The sequence below is a fragment of the Aquabacterium sp. genome, from assembly GCF_029946005.1.
Lineage (GTDB): Bacteria > Pseudomonadota > Gammaproteobacteria > Burkholderiales > Burkholderiaceae_C > Aquabacterium.
This window is the reverse complement of sequence record NZ_JAQSDR010000004.1, coordinates 34,192-56,671: the sequence shown is the minus strand read 5'-3', so window position 1 is coordinate 56,671 and position 22,480 is coordinate 34,192. Positions and strand designations below refer to the sequence as shown.

The window sequence follows — 22,480 nt, the reverse complement described above, 5'->3', positions numbered from 1 at the left end:
GGCATCGAGTGGCGGGTGGGTTTCTGAATTTCCAAAGTTGATCGTCTGGGCGACGGCACGCTTTCTGCTATTACACTGCGCGCTGTTTCTGATCTGGAAACATCCTCATTCGATTACTCTGCTTGCAACCAAAGCCTCTAGCTAGGAGCTTCTGATGGCCAATAAGACCGTCGCCGACGTGATGAAGTTGGTGAAAGACAATGAAGTCAAATTCGTTGATTTCCGTTTCACTGACACCCGCGGCAAAGAACAGCACGTCACCGTGCCCGTGTCGCACTTCGACGAAGACAAATTCACTTCAGGCCACGCTTTTGACGGCTCTTCCATCGCAGGATGGAAGGGCATTGAAGCCTCTGACATGCAGTTGATGCCTGACCCGAACACGGCCAACATCGACCCGTTCTTCGAAGAGCCCACCCTGATCCTGTCTTGCGACGTGGTCGAGCCTGCCGACGGCAAGCCCTACGAGCGCGATCCTCGCTCGCTGGCCAAGCGCGCTGAAGCCTACATGAAGGCCTCCGGCCTGGGCGACACCGCTTACTTCGGCCCCGAACCCGAATTCTTCGTGTTCGACAGCGTCCGCTGGGGCAACGACATGTCCGGCTGCTTCTCGAAGATCGACTCCGAAGAAGCTTCGTGGAACACCGGCAAGGAATACGAACACGGCAACACGGGTCACCGTCCTGCTGTCAAGGGTGGTTACTTCCCCGTGCCCCCCGTTGACAGCTTCCAGGACATGCGCTCGGAAATGTGCCTGATCCTCGAATCGCTGGGCATTCCCGTTGAAGTGCACCACCACGAAGTGGCCAACGCCGGTCAAATGGAAATCGGCACCAAGTTCAGCACGCTGATCCAGCGCGCCGACTGGGTCCAGCTGCAGAAGTACGTGATCCAGAACGTCGCCCATGCCTATGGCAAGACGGCTACGTTCATGCCCAAGCCCATCGTTGGCGACAACGGTTCCGGCATGCACGTTCACCAATCGGTCTGGAAAGACGGCAAGAACCTGTTCGCAGGCGACGGCTACGCTGGCCTGAGCGAATATGCGCTGTTCTACATTGGCGGCATCATCAAGCACGCCCGTGCCCTGAACGCCATCACCAACCCTGGTACGAACTCGTACAAGCGTCTGGTGCCTGGCTTCGAAGCCCCGGTGAAGCTGGCCTACTCGGCCAAGAACCGCTCGGCCTCGATCCGGATTCCTCACGTGGCGAACCCCAAGGGCCGTCGCGTGGAAGCCCGCTTCCCCGATCCACTGATGAACCCCTATCTGGGTTTCTCGGCCTTGCTGATGGCAGGTCTGGATGGCGTGGAAAACAAGATCCATCCTGGCGAAGCCGCCACGAAGGACCTGTACCACCTGCCGCCCGAGGAAGATGCACTGATCCCCACCGTGTGCCACAGCTTGGATCAAGCTCTGGAATACCTGGACAAGGACCGCGCGTTCCTGACCAAGGGTGGCGTGTTCACCGACTCCTACATCGACGCTTACATCGAGCTGAAGATGCAAGAAGTCACCCGCTTCCGCATGGCCACTCACCCGGTCGAGTTCGACATGTACTACAGCCTGTGATCCCTGCCGGGATCACGCTCTGGCGTGTGTAAAAGGGGCGACTCCGGTCGCCCCTTTTTGCTTTTCAAGCGTTATGGGTGCTGGGCTGAAGGCATACTTGGCCCGAATCACGCTGGAGCGCTCCCACCATGCACGACAGGAAGAACACTTTGACGAAGGATTTTTCTCTGCCCCAGGCCGCCCGTGGGCTGGCTTTGCTGGCCCTGCTGCTGGCAGGTACCGCCCAGGCGGCGGACGACAAGCCGGTTTACCGTTGCCCAGGCAATCTCTACACCGATGCCTTGTCGGCCAAGGAGGCCATCGCCAAGGGGTGCAAGACGCTGGAAGGCACGCCCATCACGGTGATCCAGTCGATCAAACCCAAGGCGGGCTCGACATCCTCATCATCATCGGGCGGTGAAAAAGTGGCCGCCGATGACCAGAAGGCCCGCGATGCCGACAAGCGCCGCATCCTGGAGGCGGAACTCCAGAAGGAAGAGGCTGCTTTGGCCGCCTTGCAAAAGCAGTACAACAACGGCCAACCCGAGCGCCAGGGCGACGAGCGCAATTTCCAGAAGTACCAGGATCGGGTCAACGAGATGAAGGCTGCCGTGACCCGCAAAGAGGCCGATGTGGCCGCCCTGAGGCGTGAGTTGACGGCGGCAGGAAGCGGAAAGTGAGTCAGGCGGCATCATCTGGCCGCGCAGGCGCGCACTCGGGGCGCCATGCGAGCATGGCCCGGGGCGGTTCCACCGTGGATCCTGGCGAGGTTCAAAAGCTGTTGCCCAGTAATCTGGACGTGTTTGACTACCTGGCCACCATGGTGGCAGTGGTCGAGCCTGACGGGCAGTGCCTGTTCGCCAATGCCGCTTTTGAAGAGGTGCTGGGCCTGTCGCGCCGCAGTGTGTTGCGCGAGTCCATCTTCGACTGGTTCGAAGACCCGATGCTGCTGCAGGACATCGTGGGCGCCGTGGCACGCAATGAATACGCCACCAGCCGCATCGAGGCCCAGCTCAAGCGTCATCCGCATGTCTTTGCGGATTCGTTGCCGGTTCAGGTGATCGTGACGCGGTTGGAGCATGCCGATCTGGTTCTGATCGAGTTGGTCGAGGTCGAGCAGCAAACCCGCCAGGAGCGGGAAGAGCGTGCGCTGGACCAGGCGCAGGCCAACAAGGAGCTGATCCGCAACCTGGCGCACGAGATCAAAAACCCGCTCGGGGGCATTCGCGGCTCGGCGCAATTGCTGCAGATGGAGCTGGAATCCAAATCGCTGACCGAGTACACCCAGGTCATCATCCACGAGGCCGATCGCTTGCAAGCGCTGGTCGACCGGCTGCTGGCGCCGCATCGTCGGCCGCATCTGGTGGGCGACGTGAATGTGCATGAAGTGTGCGAGCGTGTTCGCTCCCTGATCCTGGCCGAGTTCCCCAAAGGCTTGAAGGTCTGGCGTGACTACGACACCTCGCTGCCCGAGTTTCGAGGCGACCGCGAGCAGTTGATCCAGGCTGTTCTGAACATTGCCCACAATGCCGCCCAGGCTTTGTCGGACAGGATTCAGGCTGGTGAAGCGGTGCTGACCTTGCGCACGCGCGTGGCCCGCCGCCTCACCATCAACCGACAATTGCACCGCCTGGCACTGGTCTTGCATATTGAGGATAACGGCCCGGGCATCCCCGAGTCCATCCGCGATCGCATCTTCTACCCCTTGGTGTCTGGGCGAGACGGTGGTTCGGGACTGGGTCTGACATTGGCACAAACCTTCGTTCAACAGCACCAAGGCACCATCGAATGCGAGAGCGAGCCAGGACGCACGGTTTTCAAATTATTGATTCCCTTGCCGTGACCGGGCTGCCCTGTCAGCATTCGACCATCGGGTGCACTCACTGACAGGCCGGCATGAAACCTATCTGGATCGTTGACGACGACCAATCCATCCGCTTTGTGCTTGAAAAAGCGTTGGCGCGTGAAGACCTCCCGGTTCGCAGCTTCACCAATCCGCGTGATGTGCTTGCAGCCCTTGAAGACGACGAGCCGCAGGTGCTCGTTTCGGACATCCGCATGCCCGGCGGCTCGGGCATTGATCTGCTGAGCAAGGTCAAGGCGCGGTTCCCCGGCCTGCCGGTCATCATCATGACGGCCTACTCTGACCTGGACAGCGCCGTGTCGGCCTTCCAGGGCGGTGCGTTTGAATACCTGCCCAAACCGTTTGACCTGCCCAAGGCGGTGGAGCTGATCCGCCGTGCGGTGGACGAGAGCGTGCGCGAGGATGTCTCCGACGAGCGCCTGCAGCAAATGCCTGAGATGCTGGGGCAGGCTCCGGCGATGCAGGACGTGTTCCGCGCCATTGGCCGGCTGAGCCAGAGCAACGTCACCGTGCTGATCACGGGTGAGTCGGGCTCAGGCAAGGAGCTGGTGGCTCAGGCACTGCACAAGCACAGCTCGCGCAGCGGCGGGCCTTTCGTTGCCATCAACACGGCGGCCATCCCCAAGGATCTGCTGGAGTCTGAATTGTTCGGCCACGAGCGTGGGGCTTTCACCGGCGCGCAGACCATGCGCCGTGGGCGTTTCGAGCAGGCCGATGGCGGCACCTTGTTCCTGGATGAAATCGGCGACATGCCGTTTGACCTGCAGACGCGTTTGCTGCGCGTGCTGAGCGATGGCCAGTTTTACCGCGTTGGCGGACACCATCCGCTCAAGAGCAATGTGCGCGTGATTGCCGCCACCCACCAGAATCTGGAAGACCGGGTGCGCCAGGGCGTATTCCGCGAGGATTTGTTCCATCGCCTGAACGTGATCCGCTTGCGCCTGCCGCCCTTGCGCGAACGCCGTGAAGACGTGGCCGCCTTGGCGCGCTTCTTCCTGCAAAAAAGCGGCAAGGACCTGGGCGTGGATGCCAAGCGCATCTCCGAGCCGGCTTTGGCCAGGCTCACGGCCTTCGACTTTCCCGGCAATGTGCGCCAGCTAGAGAACATCTGCCATTGGTTGACGGTGATGGCGCCCTCGCAGGTGATCGAGTCCAAAGACTTGCCGCCTGAGTTGATGGGTGTGCAGCCTGTCGCTTCTTCTGCGCCTAACAGTCTGTCGGCACCCGTTCAGGCTTATGCGCCACCCGAGGCGGTGGCGCCAGTAGGCGGTTTGGGGTCTGCGGACAGCCATGGCGTGGCTTCCTCCATGGAGCCAGCCGTGGCAACCGGCAGCATGGTGGGGGGCGTTGAGACTCCCTATGCGCCGCCCAGTTCCTTTGCAGGCAACTTGGCGCCCAGCACGCCGGCGGCGGCCCCCGCCAGTTGGCTGTCCGATCTGGAGCGCGAGGCGCGTGTCAGGCTGGAGTCTGGCGCCACGGATGTCTGGGACGTGCTGACCCGGCAATTCGAGGCTCAGTTGATCCACACGGCGCTGGAAATCACGCGTGGGCGGCGCATTGAGGCCGCGCAAAAGCTCGGCATCGGTCGCAATACCATCACGCGCAAGATTCAGGAATTGGGCATCGAAGACTGAGCGGAGGGGATGCGTTAAAGTGCCTGAACAGCCGCTGAGGACCATCCCCATGAAACGTTTTTTGATCGCCGCCAGTACCGGCTTGATATTGGCCGTGCTGGCCGCCTGTTCCACGACCAGCCCCGATGTGGTCAAGCCGGGCGACGCGCAGCGTCTGTCCCAGGTCGAGGATGCCGTGGTGCTGAATGTTCGGCCCGTGGTGGTTGAAGGCTCGCAAAGTGGGGCGGGCGCGGCCACTGGCGCCGTCATAGGCGGCGTGGGCGGTTCGGCAGTCGGTGGTTCGCGAGAACAGGTGATCGTGGGGGTGATTGGCGCGGTGGTGGGGGGCGTGGTCGGCAACGCGGCTGAACGCTATGGCACCCGCGAAGACGCGAACGAGATCTTGCTGCAAATGAGCAATGGGCAACGCCGATCGATCGTCCAGGCCAAGGGCAACGAGAACTTCAAACCGGGCGATGCGGTGCTGCTCGTGACCACCGGGGGCAAGGTCCGCGTGATGCGGGCCCCGCCGGTTCGTCCAGCGCGCTGATTAATCCAATCCATCAATCCAGCGTCTGCCGGTAACGCATCATGGCGATGGTGCCCACCACCACGGTGAACAACGCCATCGGCCACAGCTGCGGCCAGATCTCCATCAAGGTGGAGCCCTTGAGCATGATGCCGCGCACCACCCGCAGGAAGTGGGTGATGGGCATCACTTCGCCCACCCACTGCGCCCAGGTCGGCATGCCCCGGAAGGGGAACATGAAGCCGGACAGCAGGATGTTGGGCAGGAAGTAGAAGATCGTCATCTGCGTCGATTGCATCTGCGTGCGCGCGATGGTCGAGAACAAAAAGCCCACCACCAGCGTGGCGATGATGAACACCAGCACGGTCAGGGTCAGCAGCAGGTGGTTGCCGAACATGGGGATGGCGAACAGCCACCTCGAGGCGATGTAGACCATGAGTACCTGCAGATAGCCGATCAGCACGTAGGGCATGATCTTGCCGATCATCACCTCCAGCGGTTTGACGGGTGTGGCCAACAGGTTTTCCAGCGTGCCGCGTTCGCGTTCGCGGGTCATGGCCATGGCGGTCATCATCACCAAAGTCATCACCAGGATGATGCCCATCAAGCCCGGCACGATGTTGTATTGGGTGATGCCTTCGGCGTTGTAGCGGCGGTGAATGCGCAGCTCGAAGGGGGCGGGGCCCGCCTGCAGGCGGCTCAAGGGGCCGCGCAGTTCGGCGTTCAAGGCGATGTTGGGCAGCATGCTCAGGGTGGCCAGCGCGCCGCCAGAGGTGGACGGGTCGCTGGCGTCGCTGTAGACCGCCAGGGCGGGGCGCTCACCACGCATCAGCTTGTGGGTGAAGTCGGACGGGAATACCAGCGCAAATTGGGCATCGCCCTCGGCCAGCCAGCGTTCGGCTTCCTGCTCCGTGACGATGGCCTCGACGTTGAAGTAGCCCGTGTTTTCAACGGCCCGGATGATGCTGCGCACCATGGGGCTGGCGTCGGGCGCTACGACCACGGTGGGCAGGTGCTTGGGGTCGCCATTGATGGCATAGCCGAACATCACCAGTTGCAGCAAGGGGATGGCGACCAGCATGGCCAGGGTCAGCCGGTCGCGCTTGATCTGCACGAACTCCTTGCGCAGCACTGCCCAAATGCGGCGCCATGACAGCGGCTTATCGGTAATTGTCTTGTGCATGCTGGCTCAGGTGGATGAAGACGTCTTCCAGGCTGGTGGGGATGGTCTCGACCAGCCAGTCGTGCTGGGGCGACTGCGCCCGCAGCCATTCGGCAAAGTCCGATGGGCTGGTGCTGCTGACGTGCACCGCCGTGCCAAAGGGAATGGCCATCCAGTCGTCGCTGTGGTTGGTCAGGGCCATCACCTTGTCGAGGTGATCCCCGCGCACCTGCCAGGTTTTCAGGCCGGAGGTGTCGATCACGTGCTCGGCCGTGCCGGCGGTCAGCACCTTGCCGTAAGAGATGTAGGCCAGGCGGTGGCAGCGCTCGGCCTCGTCCATGTAGTGGGTGCTGACCAGCACGGTCAGGCCTTCAGCGGCCAGCAGGTGGATCTGGTGCCAGAAGTCGCGGCGCGCCTTGGGATCGACCCCGGCGGTGGGTTCATCCAGCAACAGCAATTGGGGCTCGTGCAGCAGGCAGGCGCCCAGGGCCAGGCGTTGCTTCCAGCCGCCGGAGAGCGATCCAGCCAGTTGATGGCGGCGCTCGGTCAGGCCCAGGCGGTCCAGGGTCTGCTCAACCTTCTGACGGCCACCGGGCATGCCATAGACCTCGGCGATGAAATACAGGTTTTCTTCGATGTTCAGGTCTTCGTACAGGCCGAACTTTTGCGTCATGTAGCCGGTGCGCAGCTTGATCTGGCGTGATTGGGTGACCAGGTCAAAACCCAGGCAATGCCCTTGGCCAGCGGTCGGCTCCAGCAGGCCGCACAGCATGCGGATGGTGGTGGTCTTGCCGCTGCCATTGGGGCCCAGGAAGCCGCAGATCTCGCCGCGCCGCACCTGGATGTCGATGCCATCGACGACCATGCGGTCGCCGAAACGCTTGCTCAGGCCTCTGACATCGATTGCCAGATCGGGAGAGGGCTCGCTCATGTCTTGGCAGCTGCAGGTGCGGGCGTCACGCTCAGGGGCTGGCCGGGCTTGAGGGTGTCGGTGGCCTGGTTGTCGGGTGTGGCCTCGACCATGTAGACCAGCTTGCTTTTGCTTTCGTTGCTGTAGATCACCGGGGGCGTGAACTCGGCCTGGGGCGACACATAGCGGATCGTGGCGGTGCCTGCGGTGCAGCCGTCGCAGTTGTAGCGCACGGCCTGGCCCACCTTGGTCTGGGCCAGGGCTTCCTGGGGCACGAAGAAGCGCACCTTCACGGCGTGATCGGGCAGCAGGGCGACGACCGGGGCGCCAGCGGGCACCCACTCGCCCAGGCGGTACAACACATCGAACACGCGCGCAGCGACAGGCGCGCGCCGCACTTTTTGATCTTCGGCCCAGCGCTGCTGGGACACCTGCGCCTTGGCGGCCTGAAGCTCGGCCTTGGCGGCGGCCACGGTGTCAGGACGGGCACTGTCCTGGGCGGAGGCCAGTTGCGCTTGCAACTCGTGCACGCGGGCGGTGTCACGCGCTTTGGCGGCCTCCAGCTCATCCATTTGCGAGGGGGTGATGAAGCCTTGGCGCACCAGATCCCGGTTGCGTTTGAGCTGCGCGTTCGAAATGGTCAGCGCCGCCTTGGCCTGGTCCAACTGGGCCTTGATGGCCTTCAGCTCGTTCTGGCGGCGGCCTTTGCCCAGGTCGGCCAGCTGAGCGGCGGCCTTGCTTTGCTGCGCTTGGGCGGCCTGTTTGCCGTAAATTTCAGAGGCGGCGTCAATCTGGAACAAATCGGCGCCAGCGGGGACCACATCACCTCGTTGAACCTGGATGGTGCTGAGCACGCCCGCGCCGGATGAGGCCAGGTACACCAAGTCAGCTTCGGCATAGCCGGACCAGGGCGTCACGTCATTCTTGCCACAGCCGGACAGCAAAACGAGCCCCCCCAAGCTGGCCAGAACGGTGACTGAACGTGAGCGTCGATTCATGTTGATGTGAAGTTTTGTGATGACAGCTGGGGCGCCCAGCAGCATAAGGCCTGAAACGGGAACCTTTCGGGCCCGCGCCTACACTGAACCGCATTGCCACCATCCGATCCACTCGGCGCCGTGATGACTCCCATCCGATCAAGAAATGCGTTTGCTTCTGTGTTGAGCCTGGCCTTGGCCACGGCCTTGATGAGCCCGGCGCTGGCCAAAGGCCCGGTCTTGCCAGCGGTCCTGAGCCAGGTCACTGCCGTGGAAGGCATCCGTGAATACCGCCTACCCAATGGCCTGCAGGTGCTGCTGATCCCGGACGACTCCAAGCCCACGACCACGGTCAACGTGACCTACCGGGTGGGTTCGCGCCACGAAAGTTACGGCGAAACCGGCATGGCGCATCTGTTGGAGCACATGCTGTTCAAGGGTTCTCCCCGCCATCCCCAAGTGTGGGGTGATTTCAACAAGCGTGGCTTCAGTGCCAATGGCTCCACGTCTTACGACCGCACCAACTATTACGCCAGCTTTGCCGCCAACGACGAGAACCTGCGCTGGTACCTGGAGTGGCAGGCCGATGCCATGGTCAACAGCTTCATCGCGCGCAAGGACCTGGACAGCGAGATGACCGTGGTGCGCAACGAGATGGAGATGGGTGAGAACTCGCCCGGTCGCGTCTTGCTGGAGAAAACCGTGGCCGCCATGTACCAATGGCACAACTACGGCAAGTCCACGATTGGAGCCCGTGCCGACGTGGAGGGCGTGGACATCGGTCACTTGCAGGCCTTCTACCGCCTCCATTACCAGCCCGACAACGCCACGCTGATCGTTTCTGGCAAGTTCGACCAGGCCAAGGTGCTGGCCTGGGTGCAGCAGTACTTTGCTGTCATCCCCAAACCCAAGCGTGTGTTGCCCCCGCTGTACACCCTGGACCCGGTGCAAGACGGTGAACGCGCGGTGACCTTGCGCCGCGTGGGCGGTGTGCCGCTGCTTTACGCGGGCTACCACGTGGTGCCTGGCGCCCACCCCGATTTCGCGGCGGTGGAGTTGCTGGAGGTGATCATGGGCGACAACCCTTCGGGCCGTCTGCACAAGCGCCTGACCGACCAACAACTGGCCGCCTCGGTGTTCAGTTTCTCGCAAGCGCTGGCCGATCCGGGCTTCATGATCATGGGTGCGCAACTGGCCCCGGGGCAGGATCTGGCGGCGTCTCGCCAAGCCTTGCTGGACGTGGTCGAGTCGGTGGGCCGCGAGCCCATCACCCAGGAAGAGCTGGACCGGGCCCGCACCAAATGGCTGAACGATTGGGACATGGGCTTTGCCGATTCGCAGCACGTGGGCGTTGCCTTGTCCAGCGCGGTGGCCCAGGGCGACTGGCGTTTGATGTTCCTCAGCCGTGATCGGGTCAAGGCGGTCAAGCTGGCCGATGTTCAACGTGTGGCTCAGCAGTACCTGGTGCAGTCCAACCGCACCGTGGGCGAGTACCTGCCCACCGCCACGCCCATGCGCGCCCCGACGCCCGATCGCGTGAACGTGGCCACCATGCTGAAAGACTTCAAGGGCCAGGATGCGGGAGCCCCGGCCGAAACCTTCGTGGCCAGCCCCGCCAACATCAACGCCCGCACTCAGCGCCTGACCATCGAGCCTGGCTTGAAGGTGGCCTTGCTGCCCAAAACCACGCGGGGTCAGGCCGTGCGCGCCACGCTGACCCTGCGCATGGGCGATGAGAAGTCGCTGGCCAACTGGGGCGAAGTGCCCTCGGCCTTGGGTGAGTTGCTGGACAAGGGCAGCAGCACCTTGAATCGACAGCAGGTGCAGGACCGGATGGATGCCTTGCAAGCCGAGGTGTCTTTCCAGGCGGGCGATGGCACTTTGAGCGTGGGCATCTCGACCAAGCGCGACAACCTGCCCGCAGCGATCGAACTGGTGGGGGATCTGTTGCGCCACCCCAGCTTGCCGGCCGACGCACTGGAGGAGATTCGGCGTCAGGCCCTGACGGGGCTGGAGGGCCAGCGTAAGGAGCCTCAAGCGGTGTTGAGCGAGGCCTTGTCGCGCCACGGCAACCCGTATCCGCGCGGCGATGTTCGCCATGCCCGCACTTTTGATGAGATCGAAGCCGATTGGCGCGCGGTGAAGATCGAGCAGGTGCGTGAGTTCCATGCCAAGTTTGTCGGCACCAGCCAGGCCCAATTTGCGGCCGTGGGTGATTTTGATGCCAAGGCCGTGACCCAGGCCTTGCAACGTGCCTTGGGTGGTTGGTCCAGCCAACAAGCGATCGCCCGTGTGCCGTCACCTTTGATACCTGTGCCGCCGGCCCGCCTGGTGCTCCTCACGCCCGACAAACAGAATGCGGCCATGCAGGTGCTGCAAGATCTGCCTTTGAATGATTTGCACCCGGACTACCCGGCCTTCATGCTTGCCAATCATTTACTGGGCTCCGGCGGCGATTCCAGATTCTGGAACCGTATCCGTGAAAAGGAAGGTTTGTCGTACAGCGTTTACAGCGCGGTGCAATGGAATTCGATTGAATCCAATTCTCAGTGGGTGGCCTCGGCCATTTTTGCGCCACAAAATCGGGGCAAGGTGGAATCGGCTTTCAGGGAGGAGGTGGCCAAGGTGCTGACCCAAGGGTTTACGCAGTCCGAGTTTGAGTCAGGCAAACGCGGGCTCTTGAATTTCAGGCAATTGTCGCGTGCGCAAGATGCGCGCTTGGCCGGCGCCTGGGTCAGCAACCTTTACCTGGACCGCACATTCGAGGTGTCGGCCAAGGTGGACGCGGCTTTGGAAGCCTTGACCTTGGACCAAGTGAATCAGGCCTTGAGGCGGTATCTCAAGCCGGATCAATTCGTGTTTGGGCTGGCTGGTGATTTCAAGGACAAGACCCCATGAGGGCTTGAATCCAAGCGTGAAGCCAATAAAAAAGCCGACGCATGGGCGTCGGCTTTTGCAGAATCAACCTTCGGTTGATTCAAATTCAGATCGCGAAATCTTCGAGTTTCTTGCCCGAGGCCACTGCGGCTTGAACCCACTTGGGTTGCAGGCCACGGCCGGTCCAGGTTTCGCCAGTGGCGGTATTGCGGTACTTGGGGGCGACCTTGCGGCCAGCACTGGCCGAGGGTGCCTTGCCCGAGCCGCCAGCTTTGCCGCCACCCAGGTCTGCCAGGGTCAGGCCGTGTTCAGCCATCAGCGATTTGACTTGGGCGATCACGCCAGCACGTTCAGCGCGGCGAGCATCTTGCAGTTGTTTGTCGAGTTCGGCCGATTGCTTTTCGAGGGCGGCCTTTTTTGCCAGAAGATCTTGGTAGTTGCTCATGAAGAGTCCTTGTGGCCCGAGGTCAGGGGCATTAAATACTTATTGAGGGAATCAGAGCCGGGCGTTAAACGCCACGGCCGAATTCTAAACACAAATATATTGGGTTTGCAAATCAGAGGGTAAGATTTTTTTGGTAATTGCCTGTCTGGAATTCACGGCAAATTGCTGGCATCTCGGGAGACGGTCTGCCCCAGTTGAATCACGGCCAAGGCGTAATAGCTGGACTGGTTGTAACGTGTGACCGCATAAAAATTGTCGGTCCCGGTGACGTAGGTGGGCGCGGCATCACCATTTTGGAGTTTCACCAAAGCCAACAAACCCGTGTGGGTCTGGGCCACGTCGGGCAGGACCGCGCCCAGGCTTTGCATCTCGGCCACGCTGAAGCTGGGCACGATGTCCGGGGCCAACAGTTTGGCCAGCGCATCGGCGTCGGTGGGAGGGGTTACTTCATAGTATGTAGGCATGTCTTTTCGCCAGCCATGCTCAGCCAAGTATTTGGCCACGCTGCCAATGGCATCGACCGGGCTGCGAAGCAGGTCAATGCGGCCATCTTCGTCAAAATCAATGGCGAAGTTGCGAACTGAGCTGGGCATGAATTGCGGTAAACCCAAAGCCCCAGCGTAAGAACCCAACACCGTGGTGGGATCCATGTTTTGTTCATTGCACAGCTTCAGGAAATGGCCTAATTCTTTTTGAAAAAAAGCACTGCGGTCGCTGCGTCCTTTTGGAAAATCCAAACCCAAAGTGGCCAAGGCATCCAGCACGCGGTAGTTGCCAGTGTTGCGGCCGTAGATGGTTTCCACGCCAATCACCCCCGCAATGATGCTGGCGGGCACTCCCCAGCGGGCTTCGGCGCGTCGAAGGTCCATTTCGTAAGTGCGCCAAAAGGTCACACCCGCCTTGATGCGAATCGGGTCGATGAAGCGGCTGCGGTACACCGCCCAGTTCTTGGCGGTGCCACTGGGCGCGGGCATGATGAACCTGGTGATGCTCTCCTTGAAACGGGCTTGGGACAGCATCGAGAGGACCCAGGTCGGGTCCAGCTGAAACTCTGTGGCCAGGCGATCGGCCAGTTGGCGTGCGTCGTCTCTTTGGGCATAGTTGCCGGGTTCGGGCGCGGCCACCTCGGTCTGCACCAGTGCAGGTGCTGGGATGGCTTGGCCATCAAGTGCCTCAGGCGAGGCCAGCGCGGCGATGACGACCTGAGGCGCTGGCGGAGGGGGGCTGGCGCAGCCGCTCAAGCCCATGAGCAGTGCGAAGGGTGCTGTGACGCGGAGTCGCAAAAGAAGGTCTGGCAATGTCGTCATGAGCACGCGTGATGTCTGGTGGCGCCCTGATGCGGGCGCCTCGGACCTCAGTGTGCCCGAAGCCGCACCTTGGCCCTGTGCGAGCGCCACTGGCGGGCACCCTCTTCGATGGACTTGAGCAGGGGCCTGGCTTGGGCCAACTGCTGGCGTGACTTGAGGGGCTGGCCAGCCGCATCCAGGTTCGGTCCATAGCGCAGGGCATCCAGCACTTGCAGTGCGGACACCATCTGGCTCACCAGCTTCACCTGGCGTTCGTCATCAGAGGGCCCCAGGTTTTGCAAGGACCGCACCCAGTTCAGCGCCGAGGCCGGGGCCAGGCCGCCGGGTGGCGGAATGCCGGCTCTGACCAGGGCACGGTGGACTTGCCCCAAGGGGCGCAACCAGGGCGACTGGTGGAGGCGTTCGCGGGTCAGCCACAGCCAGCCCACGCCGGCCAGGGCAATGGCCGACAAGGCGATGGTCAAGGCCCGAGCAATGTCCGTCCAGTCGTTGGCATCCCAACCCAGCTTGCCCAGCAATTGCTGCTGACGGCCTCGGGAATATTGCAAGACCCAGACATTCCAGCGGTGGTTGGTGGCCTCCAGGAATGCCTTGCCTTGGCGCCAGACGGGCGAGTCGAACTGGGGTAGGGTGCCGACCAGTCCGCTGCGGGGTGCTGCCAATGGGCGGCTGCGGTCAATCCGCTCGGGTGCGACCGCGGCGGTGGGGTCAGAGCGCACCCACCCTTCACCCGCTTGCCAGTATTCGGCCCAGGCGTGGGCGTGGCTGTTCCTGATGATGTACAGGCCGTTGACGGTGTTGAGCTCGGCGCCTTGGTAGCCCGTCACCACGCGGCTGGGCACGCCCATGGCCCGCATCACCACCACGAAGGATGAGGCGAAGTGTTCGCAAAAACCGGCGCGCCGGTCCAGCCAGAAGCGGTCGATCTGGTGCGGCTGCGGTTGGTCTGGCGAGACATCTTCATCGCCGGGCGCCAGGGTGTAGCTGTAGTTCTCTCGGCGGATGTGGGCCAGCACGGCTTGAACCAGTTGCCGTGGGTTGGCTTGCGCCAGGGCCGGATCGCGTTGGAAGGATTGAGCCCAGGCGATGGTGCGGGGGTTGAATCCGCGTGGCAATTGCACCCAGGTGGCCAGCTCTTGCGGGGTCAGGTCCACGCCGTGGCGGAACTGTGTCCAGGCTTGCGCATCAAGTTGGATTCGCTCATGGAGTGCGCTGCCCAGAGTCCAGGCCAGGCCTTGTCGCTCCAACCTCAAGGCGGCCTGTTGCACCGGTGTTTGAACCTTCAGCGTGGCTTCCAGCAGAGGCAAGATTCTGGCGTGGGTGGCCTCCATCGTGAGTTGGTAGCGAATGGCCGGGCCACGTGTATCGACGGGCGCGTGCTCTGTGTCTTCGCGTGCGTCGTCGAGGCGCGGGCGGCGGGTGCGCCAGGTTTGCCCGTCAAAGTCGTCCAACACCGGCCCACGGAAATACATCTCCGATGGGGCGGGCGGGGGGCTGTCAAAACGCAAGTGCATCGCAATGCTGTCATCCAGGGCCAGTTCGGCCACATTGCCCAGGGTCAAGCTGTCCGACAGGCCCGAGCGCGCTTGAGCGTCCGAGGGCAAGGCCCACAGCGGGCCAATGCGGGGGAACAGCAAAAACAGCACCAGCATCAAGGGCGCCCCCCAGACCAGCGTGCGCCCAGCCTCGCGGGCCACGGTCAGCAGAGGTGGGCGGCCCAAAGGTCGCTGAGCCAGCACCAGCGAGGTCATCAACCCCCACACGGCCAGTGCCATCAAGGCAGCCAGCAAGATGCTTTGTGAGTACAGGAACTGAGTGAGGATCAGGAAAAAACCCAGCGAGGTCACGACGAAGGCATCGCGGCGGGCGCGCAGCTCCAGCGTCTTCAGTCCAGTCAACACGACCACCAGGGTCACGCCCGCCTCACGGCCAAACAGCGCGCGGTGGGTCAACAAGGTCAGACCCACACAAGCGGCCAGGGCGACCAGCAGTACCCAGCGTGGCGGCAGGCGGCTGTCCCGCCAGGCCATGTGGGCGCGCCACAGCATGGCCAGCGTGGCACCCACGGCGCACCACAGCGGCAAGCGGGCGGCGTGTGGGGCCATGATCAAGGCCAGTGTCGCCAACAGCCACAAGGTGTCGCGGCCTTCGCGGCTGATGGCCAGCGGAGGGAGCCTCATTGGCGAACCTTTCGAGGCGGGGGCGCCACCAGGCCCCAGACGGCCAAGGCATCCAGGCAGGCCCTGAGGTGGGCGCTACCTTGGCCACAGTCAATGGTCTGGCCGGGCAATTTCAGCCCATAGGCCATGCCTGTTTGCTGGTCGGCCAGGATCACCCAACTCGCCAGGCGGCTCAGGCGTGCTTCAGCGTCCAGCCCCTTCAGTCCTGGGCTGTGGTCCCAGTCCAGCCACAGGTCGGGCGTGCGGCCGGCGGCCGGTTCGCGGCTGACCAGGCCTGTGCCCGAGGCCAGCGCATGGCTTGATTTTTTCCAGGCAATCCAACGCAGCGGGTCACCACGCCGGTAGGCCCTCAAGCCCTCGGGCATCTCGGCCGACGGGATGAAGGTGCGAACGGTGTGCGCATCCGGCACCTCGCTGGCGCTGTTGGGCAAGGGCGGGGCAAAAGGGTCAAGCGTGGGCCAGACCAGCACCCGGCCCTGGGGGCGCCAATAGCCCCAGGCCCGGAACAGGCCCAAGGGATAGCGGCTTTGCAGCGTCAAACGTGGCAGGTCCAGCCAGCCACGCAGGGCGGCGGGCACATCCATCTCTACGGTGGTTTCACTGGCAGGCCCCACCTCGCACTCGACCTTGGCCTCCTCGTGCGAAGCGATGCCGGCGGCAATGGGTCGGGTCACTTTCAATTCCAGGCCAAAACGCCCGCGGCGTTTGCCCGTGTGGGCCAAGACCACGCCCACCCGCAGCACATCGCCAGCGTGCAGGCTGCGCAAGGGCAGCAAGCGCAGGCTCAAGCCGCGCACATTGGCGTGCGTGATGTGCATCGTCATCAAGGCCGCACCACTGACCATGAAGGTCAGCGCATAGCCCAGGTTGATCTGCTCGTTGATGGAGGCCAGCAGCATCACCATGATCACCCCGGCAAAGCCCCAACCGGCCGGCGTGGGCAGGATGTACAGGTTGCGCTGGGTGAAGGTGACCTGCTCGCGCGGTTGCAAGCGCGACTCCCACCATTGGCGCCACCACACCTGCGGCCGCCGCACCAGCCACATGAAGGGATCCACGGTGCTCATGGCACTTGGGTGGCCTCCAGCAGTGCGCGCGCCTGGGCGGCGGCACTGCGGCCTGATTGCGGCAGCGATACCAAGCGGTGCGCCACGGTGGGCACCCACAAGGTTTGGATGTCCTCCGGCGACACGTGCCCGCGTCCCAGGAACAAGGCGCGTGCCTTGGCCAATTTGAGCAAGGACAAGCCCGCCCGTGGGCTGAGCCCCTGCGCAAACCAGCGGCCATCGCGTGTGGCGGTCAGCAGGGCCTGCAGGTAGTCCAGCAAAGCATCGGCCACGTGGATGGTGTTCACCTTGGCCTGCCACGCCGCCCATTCGCTGGGCGACAGCAAAGGCTGCAAGTGCTGAATGGCTTCGCGCCGGTCTTCTCCCATCAGCAAGGCGCGCTCCGAGGCCGGGTCGGGGTAGCCCAATGACAAGCGCATGGCAAACCGGTCCAGCTGAGACTCAGGCAGCGGATGCGTGCCCAGTTGTTCGGATGGGTTCTGCGTGGCGATCACGAAAAACGGCGAGGGCAGGGGGCGTGTTTCGCCTTCCACCGACACCTGGCGTTCTTCCATGGCCTCCAGCAAGGCGCTCTGGGTGCGGGGCCCCGCCCGGTTGATTTCATCGGCCAGCAGCACCTGCGCAAAAACAGGCCCGGGGTGAAAGACGAACTCTTCGCGCTGGCGTTCATACACGCTCACCCCGATCAAGTCGGAGGGCAGCAGGTCGGCCGTGAACTGGATGCGCGAAAAGCTCAGGCCCAGGCAACGTGCCAGGGCTTGCGACAAGGTGGTTTTGCCCACACCCGGCACGTCTTCGATCAGCAGATGGCCGCCAGCCAGCAGGCAGATCACACTGAGGGTGACCTGCTCTCGTTTGCCCACGATGATCGTGCTAATCTGATCAACGAGCTGTGTGATCTGCGAGGCTTTCAAGGCGGCGGCGCTTGACGCTGCGGCGGGGAGCGGTTCGGTGCGAAGAAGCATGGCATTACCTTAACCCAAACCGGCGGACCACACCGCGCGGGACTGACCCATGGCGACCGGTTATTTCACCCATCCAGATTGCCTGGCCCACGACATGGGCCCGGGCCACCCCGAGTGTCCCCAGCGCTTGCTCGCCATCGCCGATCACCTTAGGGGTCAGGGCCTGGACGCCATGATGTTGCAGCGCGAAGCGCCGCTCGCCAAACTGTCCGACTTGAGTCTGGCTCACGAGAGCAACTACGTCGCGACGTTGGATGATTTCCTGCACCAGTTGGAAGCCACCGGCGACACCCGCGCGCTTGACCCTGACACCCTGGCTTGCCCGGGCACCCGCTCCGCCGCATGGCGCGCAGCGGGGGCTGCCGTGGCCGCCACCGATGCCGTCATCGATGGGCAACTTGACAACGCCTTTTGCGCAGTGCGCCCGCCCGGCCACCATGCCACACGTCGGCAAACCATGGGCTTTTGCCTGTTCAACAACGTGGCCGTGGCGGCCCGCCATGCCCTGGACGTGCGGGGCCTCAAGCGGGTGGCCATCGTGGACTTTGATGTTCACCACGGCAACGGCACGCAAGACATCCTGGCCAACGATGACCGCGTCTTGATGGTCAGCTTTTACCAACATCCCTTCTACCCCTACAGCGGTGAGGAGTGCCACGCCGCCAACATGGTCAACGTGCCTGTGCCGGCCCGCAGCAACGGGAAGGTGATCCGCGAAATCGTGGAAACCTACTGGATTCATCGGCTGGAGTTCTTTCAGCCCGAGATGATTTTCATCTCCGCCGGTTTTGACGGCCACCGCGAGGACGACATGGGTGGCTTGGGCCTGGTCGAAGCCGACTACGCCTGGATCACCAGCAAAATCATGGACGTGGCCAAGCGCTTTGCCAAAGGCCGGATCGTCTCCTGCCTGGAAGGTGGCTACAACCTGGACGCCTTGGGCCGCAGCGTCGCGGCCCACCTGCGCGTGTTGATCGACGAATGACTTTTTTCACCCATGCCGACAACGTCTTCTCTGCACTCCGCCCAGCCCCTGACGGCCGAAGAACTCACCAAACTCTGGACTCAACTGCAGCAACCCACCGCCCTGGCTGAACTGGGCCTCCTGCTCGCCTGCCTGGGCGGTGCCTGGCTGATCGTGCGCTTGATGCGTGGCCGGCAAGCCGACCCCAAGTCCATCTGGTTCGGCCAGCATGTGGTGGACGGCGTGCTGTTTCCCATCCTGGCGCTCCTGCTGGCACTGGGTGCGCGCCGCTTCCTGGCGGGTGTCGAGATCCCCTTGGCCGTGTTCCGCGTGGCCATCCCGGTGCTGGTGTCCCTGGCCGTCATCCGGCTAACCGTCAAGGTGCTGGGCGTGGTGTTTCCCAACGCACCCGCCATGCGCGTCATCGAACGCACTGTGTCCTGGATGGCCTGGGTGGGCAGCGTGCTGTGGATCATCGGGGTGATGCCTTTGCTGCTGGACGAGCTGGATGGCATCACCTGGAAGATCGGTTCCAGCCAGGTCAGCCTGCGCAACCTGATCGAGGGTGCATTCAGCGCGGTGCTGGTGCTGATCCTGTCGTTGTCGCTGTCCTCGGCCATCGAGAACCGCCTGCTCAAAGGCGCCACCGACAACATGTCGCTGCGCAAGATCATGGCCAACCTGTCCCGGGCCCTGCTGTTGACCGTGGGCTTGATGATGGCCTTGTCGGCCGTGGGCATCGACCTGACCGCGCTGTCGGTGCTGGGCGGCGCCATCGGTGTGGGCGTCGGTTTTGGCCTGCAAAAGCTGGCGGCCAATTACGTCAGCGGCTTTGTCATCCTGGCTGAACGCAGTTTGCGCATTGGCGATCTGGTCAAAGTCGACAACTTCGAAGGCCGCATCACCGACATCAACACCCGGTATACCGTGCTGCGCTCGTCGGCGGGCCGCGAAGCCATCGTTCCCAATGAAATGCTGATCACCCAGCGGGTTGAAAACGCCTCGCTGGCCGACAACAAGCTGCTGCTCATGACCGAGGTGCAAGTGGCCTATGGCACCGACCTGGACTGGCTGCGCCCTTTGTTGGCCGAGGCCGTGGCCAAGGTGCCCCGCATCCTGCCCAGCCCGGCGCCGGCGGTTCACTTGACGACCTTCGCCCCGGACGGCCTGGGCCTGACCGTGGCCTTCTGGATCGCCGACCCTGAAAATGGCCAATTGGCAGCGCGCTCCGAGGTCAATCTGGCCATTCTGGCCACGCTGAATCAGTTGGCAGTCGATATTCCCTATCCTCAAAGGGTGGTTCATGTGCGTGGGCCGCTTGAGGTATCCTCCCCCGAACATGACATCACCCACGACGCAACCTGACCCAGCCTCGACCCGAGTGGTCGATCTGCCCCTGGACGACACGGAAGATTCACCTAGCACGCGTCGGCGCCGCAAGGGCATCTTCATCTTGCCGAACCTGTTCACGCTGGCCGCGCTGTTTGGCGGTTTTTACGGCATCGTGATGGCCATGAATGGGCAATTCGAGCAGTCCGCCATCGGCATTTTCTGCGCCATGGTGCTGGACAGCCTGGACGGCCGGGTGGCCCGCATGACCAACACCCAAAGCGCCTTCGGCGAGCAGATGGACAGCCTGTCGGACATGGTGTCCTTCGGTGCCGCGCCTGCGCTCATCGTCTACGAATGGGCCTTGAAAGGCCTGGGTAAATGGGGCTGGATCGCCGCCTTTGTGTATTGCTCCTGTGCCGCCCTGCGACTGGCCCGGTTCAACACCAACATCGGCGTGGTTGACAAACGCTTCTTCCAGGGCCTGCCCAGCCCGGCAGCCGCCGCTTTGGTGATCGGCCTGATCTGGGTGGTGACCGACCTCGACCCGGTGTTGCGCTCAGCACCGTGGATGATCTGGCTGGCATTCGGCTTCACCCTGTACGCTGGGCTCACCATGGTGACCAACGTGCCGTTTTACAGTTTCAAGGACGTCAGTTTCAAACGCACGGTGCCCTTCATCGTGATCGTGGCCATCGCCCTGGGCATTGCGGTGGTGACCATCCACCCTCCCGTGGTGCTTTTCGGCGTTTTCGTGGTCTACGGCGTCTCCGGCTACGGCGTTTATGTGTGGAAGCGCCTGAAGGGCAAACCGGTGAGTGTGATTTCCACCTCGACCGACGAGCCCGATGAAGAAGGGCTGCACCGCTGATCGCTTTTTCGGGGCTTTTGCCCAGTATCAAGCCATGAGTCGCGTGCTATATTGCTTTCCATGACGACCTTCAACGCCAACCTGCCACTACTTCTAGGAGTGCCCCGGGCGCGTTGATCGCTTTCGTTTGTACCCAGTACACATCCGAACTTTCGCAAAACGGCCCGCCAGCATTGCCCGCGGGCCGTTTTGTTTGGTAGCAGTCATTTCAAGTGTCTCCAAACCCAACAGCCCCCAGTGCTGAGGTTTGACCAGACCCTTTGACTTGTCCCACGGAGACCACCATGACCGACAAACTCATCATTTTTGACACCACCTTGCGCGATGGCGAGCAATCGCCCGGCGCCTCCATGACCCGCGAAGAAAAGCTGCGCATCGCCCGCCAGTTGGAGCGCCTCAAGGTGGACGTGATCGAGGCCGGTTTTGCCGCCTCATCCAATGGTGATTTCGAAGCCGTCAAGGCGATTGCCGCGGCGATCAAGGATTCCACCGTTTGCTCGCTGGCCCGCGCCAATGACCGCGATATCGCCCGTGCCGCCGAAGCCCTGAAGGGCGCCAACTCCTGGCGCATCCACACCTTCATCGCCACCAGCGCCCTGCACATGGAGAAGAAGCTGCGCATGTCGCCCGAGCAGGTGCTCGAGCAGGCCAAGCTGTCGGTGCGCTTTGCCCGCAACCTGACCAGCGATGTCGAGTTCTCGGCCGAAGATGGCTACCGCTCGGACATGGACTACCTCAGCCGCGTGATCGAGGCCGTCATCAACGAGGGTGCCAGCACCATCAACATCCCTGACACGGTGGGCTACGGCATCCCCGACCTGTACGGCAGCTTCATCAAGACCCTGCGCGAGCGCGTGCCCAATTCCGACAAGGCGATCTGGTCGGTGCACTGCCACAACGACCTGGGCATGGCCGTGGCCAACTCGCTGGCTGGTGTCAAGATTGGCGGCGCGCGGCAGGTGGAATGCACCATCAATGGCCTGGGCGAACGCGCCGGCAACGCCGCGCTCGAAGAGGTGGTGATGGCGGTGCGCACACGCCGCGATTACTTTGGTCTGGACGTGGGCATCGACACCACGCAGATCATGCCGGCCTCGCGCCTTGTCTCGCAAACCACCGGTTTCGTGGTGCAGCCCAACAAGGCCGTGGTGGGTGCCAACGCCTTCGCGCACGCCTCCGGGATCCACCAGGACGGCGTGCTCAAAGCGCGCGACACCTACGAAATCATGCGTGCCGAAGACGTGGGCTGGGCCGCCAACAAGATCGTGCTGGGCAAGCTGTCGGGCCGCAATGCCTTCAAGCAACGCCTGACCGAACTGGGCATCACGATCGACTCCGAGGCCGACATCAACGCCGCTTTCGCCAAGTTCAAGGAACTGGCCGACCGCAAAAGCGAGATTTTCGACGAGGACATCATTGCCCTGGTGGGCGACGAAAGCCTGACTGCCGAACAGGACCATTACCGCCTGGTCGCCTTGTCCCAACATTCGGAAATGGGTGAGCGTCCGCACGCCAGTGTCGTGTTCGCAGCTGGCGATGTTGAACACCAATCCGAGAGCGATGGCAATGGCCCGGTGGACGCCAGTCTCAAGGCAATCGAGGCTGTTGTGAAAAGTGGCGCGGAAATCGTCCTCTACTCGGTCAATGCGATCACCTCCGGGAGCACAGAATCACAGGGAGAGGTGACCGTTCGTTTGCAACACAGTGGGCGCGTGGTCAATGGGGTCGGAGCCGATCCGGACATCGTCGTGGCATCTGCCAAAGCCTACATGTCAGCTTTGAACAAGCTGCGCAGCAAGGCCGAAAAGGTGGCTGCCCAGGGGTAAATCCTGATCATGATGGCCTGAATGGCGAGGTCACTTTACAAA

18 protein-coding genes are annotated in these 22,480 nt (G+C 62.7%); 10 read left to right on the top strand and 8 right to left on the bottom strand.

The genetic code is table 11. The features are described 5' to 3' along the window. The first annotated feature begins 154 nt into the window (after nt 1-154). The 5 genes from glnA to PSV38_RS02710 all read left to right on the top strand — a co-directional run bounded on the left by glnA (nt 155) and on the right by PSV38_RS02710 (nt 5,579). On the top strand, nt 155-1,573 hold the full coding sequence (gene glnA / locus PSV38_RS02730; protein WP_300544583.1) for a type I glutamate--ammonia ligase: 1,419 nt from the start codon (nt 155-157) through the stop codon (nt 1,571-1,573). Nucleotides 1,574-1,701: 128 nt separating this feature from the next. After that, nucleotides 1,702-2,232, top strand: coding sequence for a hypothetical protein (locus PSV38_RS02725; RefSeq protein ID WP_300544580.1), 531 nt, complete (start codon nt 1,702-1,704; stop codon nt 2,230-2,232). Next, entirely contained in the window at nt 2,229-3,395 is a 1,167-nt protein-coding gene (gene glnL / locus PSV38_RS02720; protein WP_300544578.1) for a nitrogen regulation protein NR(II), read from the top strand. Before PSV38_RS02725 ends, glnL begins: the two co-directional genes overlap by 4 nt. Before the next feature lie 53 nt (nt 3,396-3,448). Next, nucleotides 3,449-5,050 carry a nitrogen regulation protein NR(I) gene (gene ntrC / locus PSV38_RS02715; protein ID WP_300544575.1) on the top strand — a complete coding sequence of 534 codons (1,602 nt, stop codon included), beginning with the start codon at nt 3,449-3,451 and terminating at the stop codon, nt 5,048-5,050. 49 nt (nt 5,051-5,099) lie between these two features. Continuing rightward, a complete protein-coding gene (locus PSV38_RS02710; RefSeq protein ID WP_300544572.1) occupies nt 5,100-5,579 on the top strand; it encodes a glycine zipper 2TM domain-containing protein in 480 nt (159 codons plus the stop codon). A 13-nt stretch (nt 5,580-5,592) separates the two neighbouring features. Here PSV38_RS02710 and PSV38_RS02705 read toward each other — a convergent pair whose 3' ends face one another. The 3 genes from PSV38_RS02705 to PSV38_RS02695 are packed head-to-tail and all read right to left on the bottom strand — an operon-like array spanning nt 5,593 to nt 8,628. Then, a complete protein-coding gene (locus PSV38_RS02705) occupies nt 5,593-6,741 on the bottom strand; it encodes an ABC transporter permease (protein ID WP_300544570.1) in 1,149 nt (382 codons plus the stop codon). Continuing rightward, nucleotides 6,719-7,651, bottom strand: a complete 933-nt coding sequence (locus tag PSV38_RS02700; protein ID WP_300544568.1) for an ABC transporter ATP-binding protein — start codon at nt 7,649-7,651, stop codon at nt 6,719-6,721. The genes PSV38_RS02705 and PSV38_RS02700 overlap by 23 nt, the downstream gene beginning before the upstream one ends. Beyond that, on the bottom strand, nt 7,648-8,628 hold the full coding sequence (locus PSV38_RS02695; RefSeq protein ID WP_300544566.1) for an HlyD family efflux transporter periplasmic adaptor subunit: 981 nt from the start codon (nt 8,626-8,628) through the stop codon (nt 7,648-7,650). Before PSV38_RS02695 ends, PSV38_RS02700 begins: the two co-directional genes overlap by 4 nt. A gap of 123 nt (nt 8,629-8,751) precedes the next feature. On the opposite strand from PSV38_RS02695, the gene PSV38_RS02690 reads away from it, so the two are divergent. Then, nucleotides 8,752-11,505, top strand: a complete 2,754-nt coding sequence (locus PSV38_RS02690) for a pitrilysin family protein (protein ID WP_300544628.1) — start codon at nt 8,752-8,754, stop codon at nt 11,503-11,505. An 85-nt stretch (nt 11,506-11,590) separates the two neighbouring features. Here the strand turns inward: PSV38_RS02690 and PSV38_RS02685 are convergent, their stop codons facing one another. The 5 genes from PSV38_RS02685 to PSV38_RS02665 form a co-directional block, all read right to left on the bottom strand. Continuing rightward, on the bottom strand, nt 11,591-11,929 hold the full coding sequence (locus tag PSV38_RS02685) for an H-NS histone family protein (protein WP_300544563.1): 339 nt from the start codon (nt 11,927-11,929) through the stop codon (nt 11,591-11,593). 152 nt (nt 11,930-12,081) lie between these two features. Then, entirely contained in the window at nt 12,082-13,236 is a 1,155-nt protein-coding gene (gene mltB, locus PSV38_RS02680) for a lytic murein transglycosylase B (protein WP_300544561.1), read from the bottom strand. Between the two features lie 47 nt (nt 13,237-13,283). Then, nucleotides 13,284-15,416 carry a DUF3488 and transglutaminase-like domain-containing protein gene (locus tag PSV38_RS02675; RefSeq protein WP_300544559.1) on the bottom strand — a complete coding sequence of 711 codons (2,133 nt, stop codon included), beginning with the start codon at nt 15,414-15,416 and terminating at the stop codon, nt 13,284-13,286. Then, on the bottom strand, nt 15,413-16,483 hold the full coding sequence (locus tag PSV38_RS02670; protein WP_300544556.1) for a DUF58 domain-containing protein: 1,071 nt from the start codon (nt 16,481-16,483) through the stop codon (nt 15,413-15,415). Before PSV38_RS02670 ends, PSV38_RS02675 begins: the two co-directional genes overlap by 4 nt. After that, nucleotides 16,480-17,448: a MoxR family ATPase gene (locus PSV38_RS02665; protein WP_300544554.1), complete on the bottom strand. Its 969-nt coding sequence runs from the start codon at nt 17,446-17,448 to the stop codon at nt 16,480-16,482. The genes PSV38_RS02670 and PSV38_RS02665 overlap by 4 nt, the downstream gene beginning before the upstream one ends. Before the next feature lie 49 nt (nt 17,449-17,497). Here PSV38_RS02665 and PSV38_RS02660 point away from each other — a divergent pair, with 49 nt between their 5' ends. From PSV38_RS02660 to PSV38_RS02645, 4 genes are all read left to right on the top strand, one after another. After that, nucleotides 17,498-18,433 carry a histone deacetylase family protein gene (locus tag PSV38_RS02660; protein WP_300544552.1) on the top strand — a complete coding sequence of 312 codons (936 nt, stop codon included), beginning with the start codon at nt 17,498-17,500 and terminating at the stop codon, nt 18,431-18,433. 12 nt (nt 18,434-18,445) lie between these two features. Next, a complete protein-coding gene (locus PSV38_RS02655; RefSeq protein WP_300544549.1) occupies nt 18,446-19,777 on the top strand; it encodes a mechanosensitive ion channel domain-containing protein in 1,332 nt (443 codons plus the stop codon). Beyond that, nucleotides 19,752-20,612, top strand: coding sequence for a CDP-diacylglycerol--serine O-phosphatidyltransferase (gene pssA / locus PSV38_RS02650; protein ID WP_300544547.1), 861 nt, complete (start codon nt 19,752-19,754; stop codon nt 20,610-20,612). The genes PSV38_RS02655 and pssA overlap by 26 nt, the downstream gene beginning before the upstream one ends. Nucleotides 20,613-20,896: 284 nt before the next feature. Then, nucleotides 20,897-22,438, top strand: a complete 1,542-nt coding sequence (locus tag PSV38_RS02645) for a 2-isopropylmalate synthase (RefSeq protein WP_300544545.1) — start codon at nt 20,897-20,899, stop codon at nt 22,436-22,438. Nucleotides 22,439-22,480: the final 42 nt, after the last annotated feature.

What these genes read in the sequence shown, in the direction of transcription:
- pssA (WP_300544547.1), top strand. Translation starts at nt 19,752, where the DNA reads ATGACATCACCCACGACGCAACCTGACCCAGCCTCGACCCGAGTGGTC.
- PSV38_RS02690 (WP_300544628.1), top strand. Translation starts at nt 8,752, where the DNA reads ATGACTCCCATCCGATCAAGAAATGCGTTTGCTTCTGTGTTGAGCCTG.
- PSV38_RS02665 (WP_300544554.1), bottom strand. Translation starts at nt 17,448, where the DNA reads ATGCTTCTTCGCACCGAACCGCTCCCCGCCGCAGCGTCAAGCGCCGCC.
- PSV38_RS02655 (WP_300544549.1), top strand. Translation starts at nt 18,446, where the DNA reads ATGCCGACAACGTCTTCTCTGCACTCCGCCCAGCCCCTGACGGCCGAA.
- ntrC (WP_300544575.1), top strand. Translation starts at nt 3,449, where the DNA reads ATGAAACCTATCTGGATCGTTGACGACGACCAATCCATCCGCTTTGTG.
- PSV38_RS02685 (WP_300544563.1), bottom strand. Translation starts at nt 11,929, where the DNA reads ATGAGCAACTACCAAGATCTTCTGGCAAAAAAGGCCGCCCTCGAAAAG.
- PSV38_RS02705 (WP_300544570.1), bottom strand. Translation starts at nt 6,741, where the DNA reads ATGCACAAGACAATTACCGATAAGCCGCTGTCATGGCGCCGCATTTGG.
- PSV38_RS02670 (WP_300544556.1), bottom strand. Translation starts at nt 16,483, where the DNA reads ATGAGCACCGTGGATCCCTTCATGTGGCTGGTGCGGCGGCCGCAGGTG.
- glnA (WP_300544583.1), top strand. Translation starts at nt 155, where the DNA reads ATGGCCAATAAGACCGTCGCCGACGTGATGAAGTTGGTGAAAGACAAT.
- PSV38_RS02695 (WP_300544566.1), bottom strand. Translation starts at nt 8,628, where the DNA reads ATGAATCGACGCTCACGTTCAGTCACCGTTCTGGCCAGCTTGGGGGGG.
- PSV38_RS02725 (WP_300544580.1), top strand. Translation starts at nt 1,702, where the DNA reads ATGCACGACAGGAAGAACACTTTGACGAAGGATTTTTCTCTGCCCCAG.
- PSV38_RS02660 (WP_300544552.1), top strand. Translation starts at nt 17,498, where the DNA reads ATGGCGACCGGTTATTTCACCCATCCAGATTGCCTGGCCCACGACATG.
- PSV38_RS02710 (WP_300544572.1), top strand. Translation starts at nt 5,100, where the DNA reads ATGAAACGTTTTTTGATCGCCGCCAGTACCGGCTTGATATTGGCCGTG.
- mltB (WP_300544561.1), bottom strand. Translation starts at nt 13,236, where the DNA reads ATGACGACATTGCCAGACCTTCTTTTGCGACTCCGCGTCACAGCACCC.
- PSV38_RS02645 (WP_300544545.1), top strand. Translation starts at nt 20,897, where the DNA reads ATGACCGACAAACTCATCATTTTTGACACCACCTTGCGCGATGGCGAG.
- PSV38_RS02675 (WP_300544559.1), bottom strand. Translation starts at nt 15,416, where the DNA reads ATGAGGCTCCCTCCGCTGGCCATCAGCCGCGAAGGCCGCGACACCTTG.
- PSV38_RS02700 (WP_300544568.1), bottom strand. Translation starts at nt 7,651, where the DNA reads ATGAGCGAGCCCTCTCCCGATCTGGCAATCGATGTCAGAGGCCTGAGC.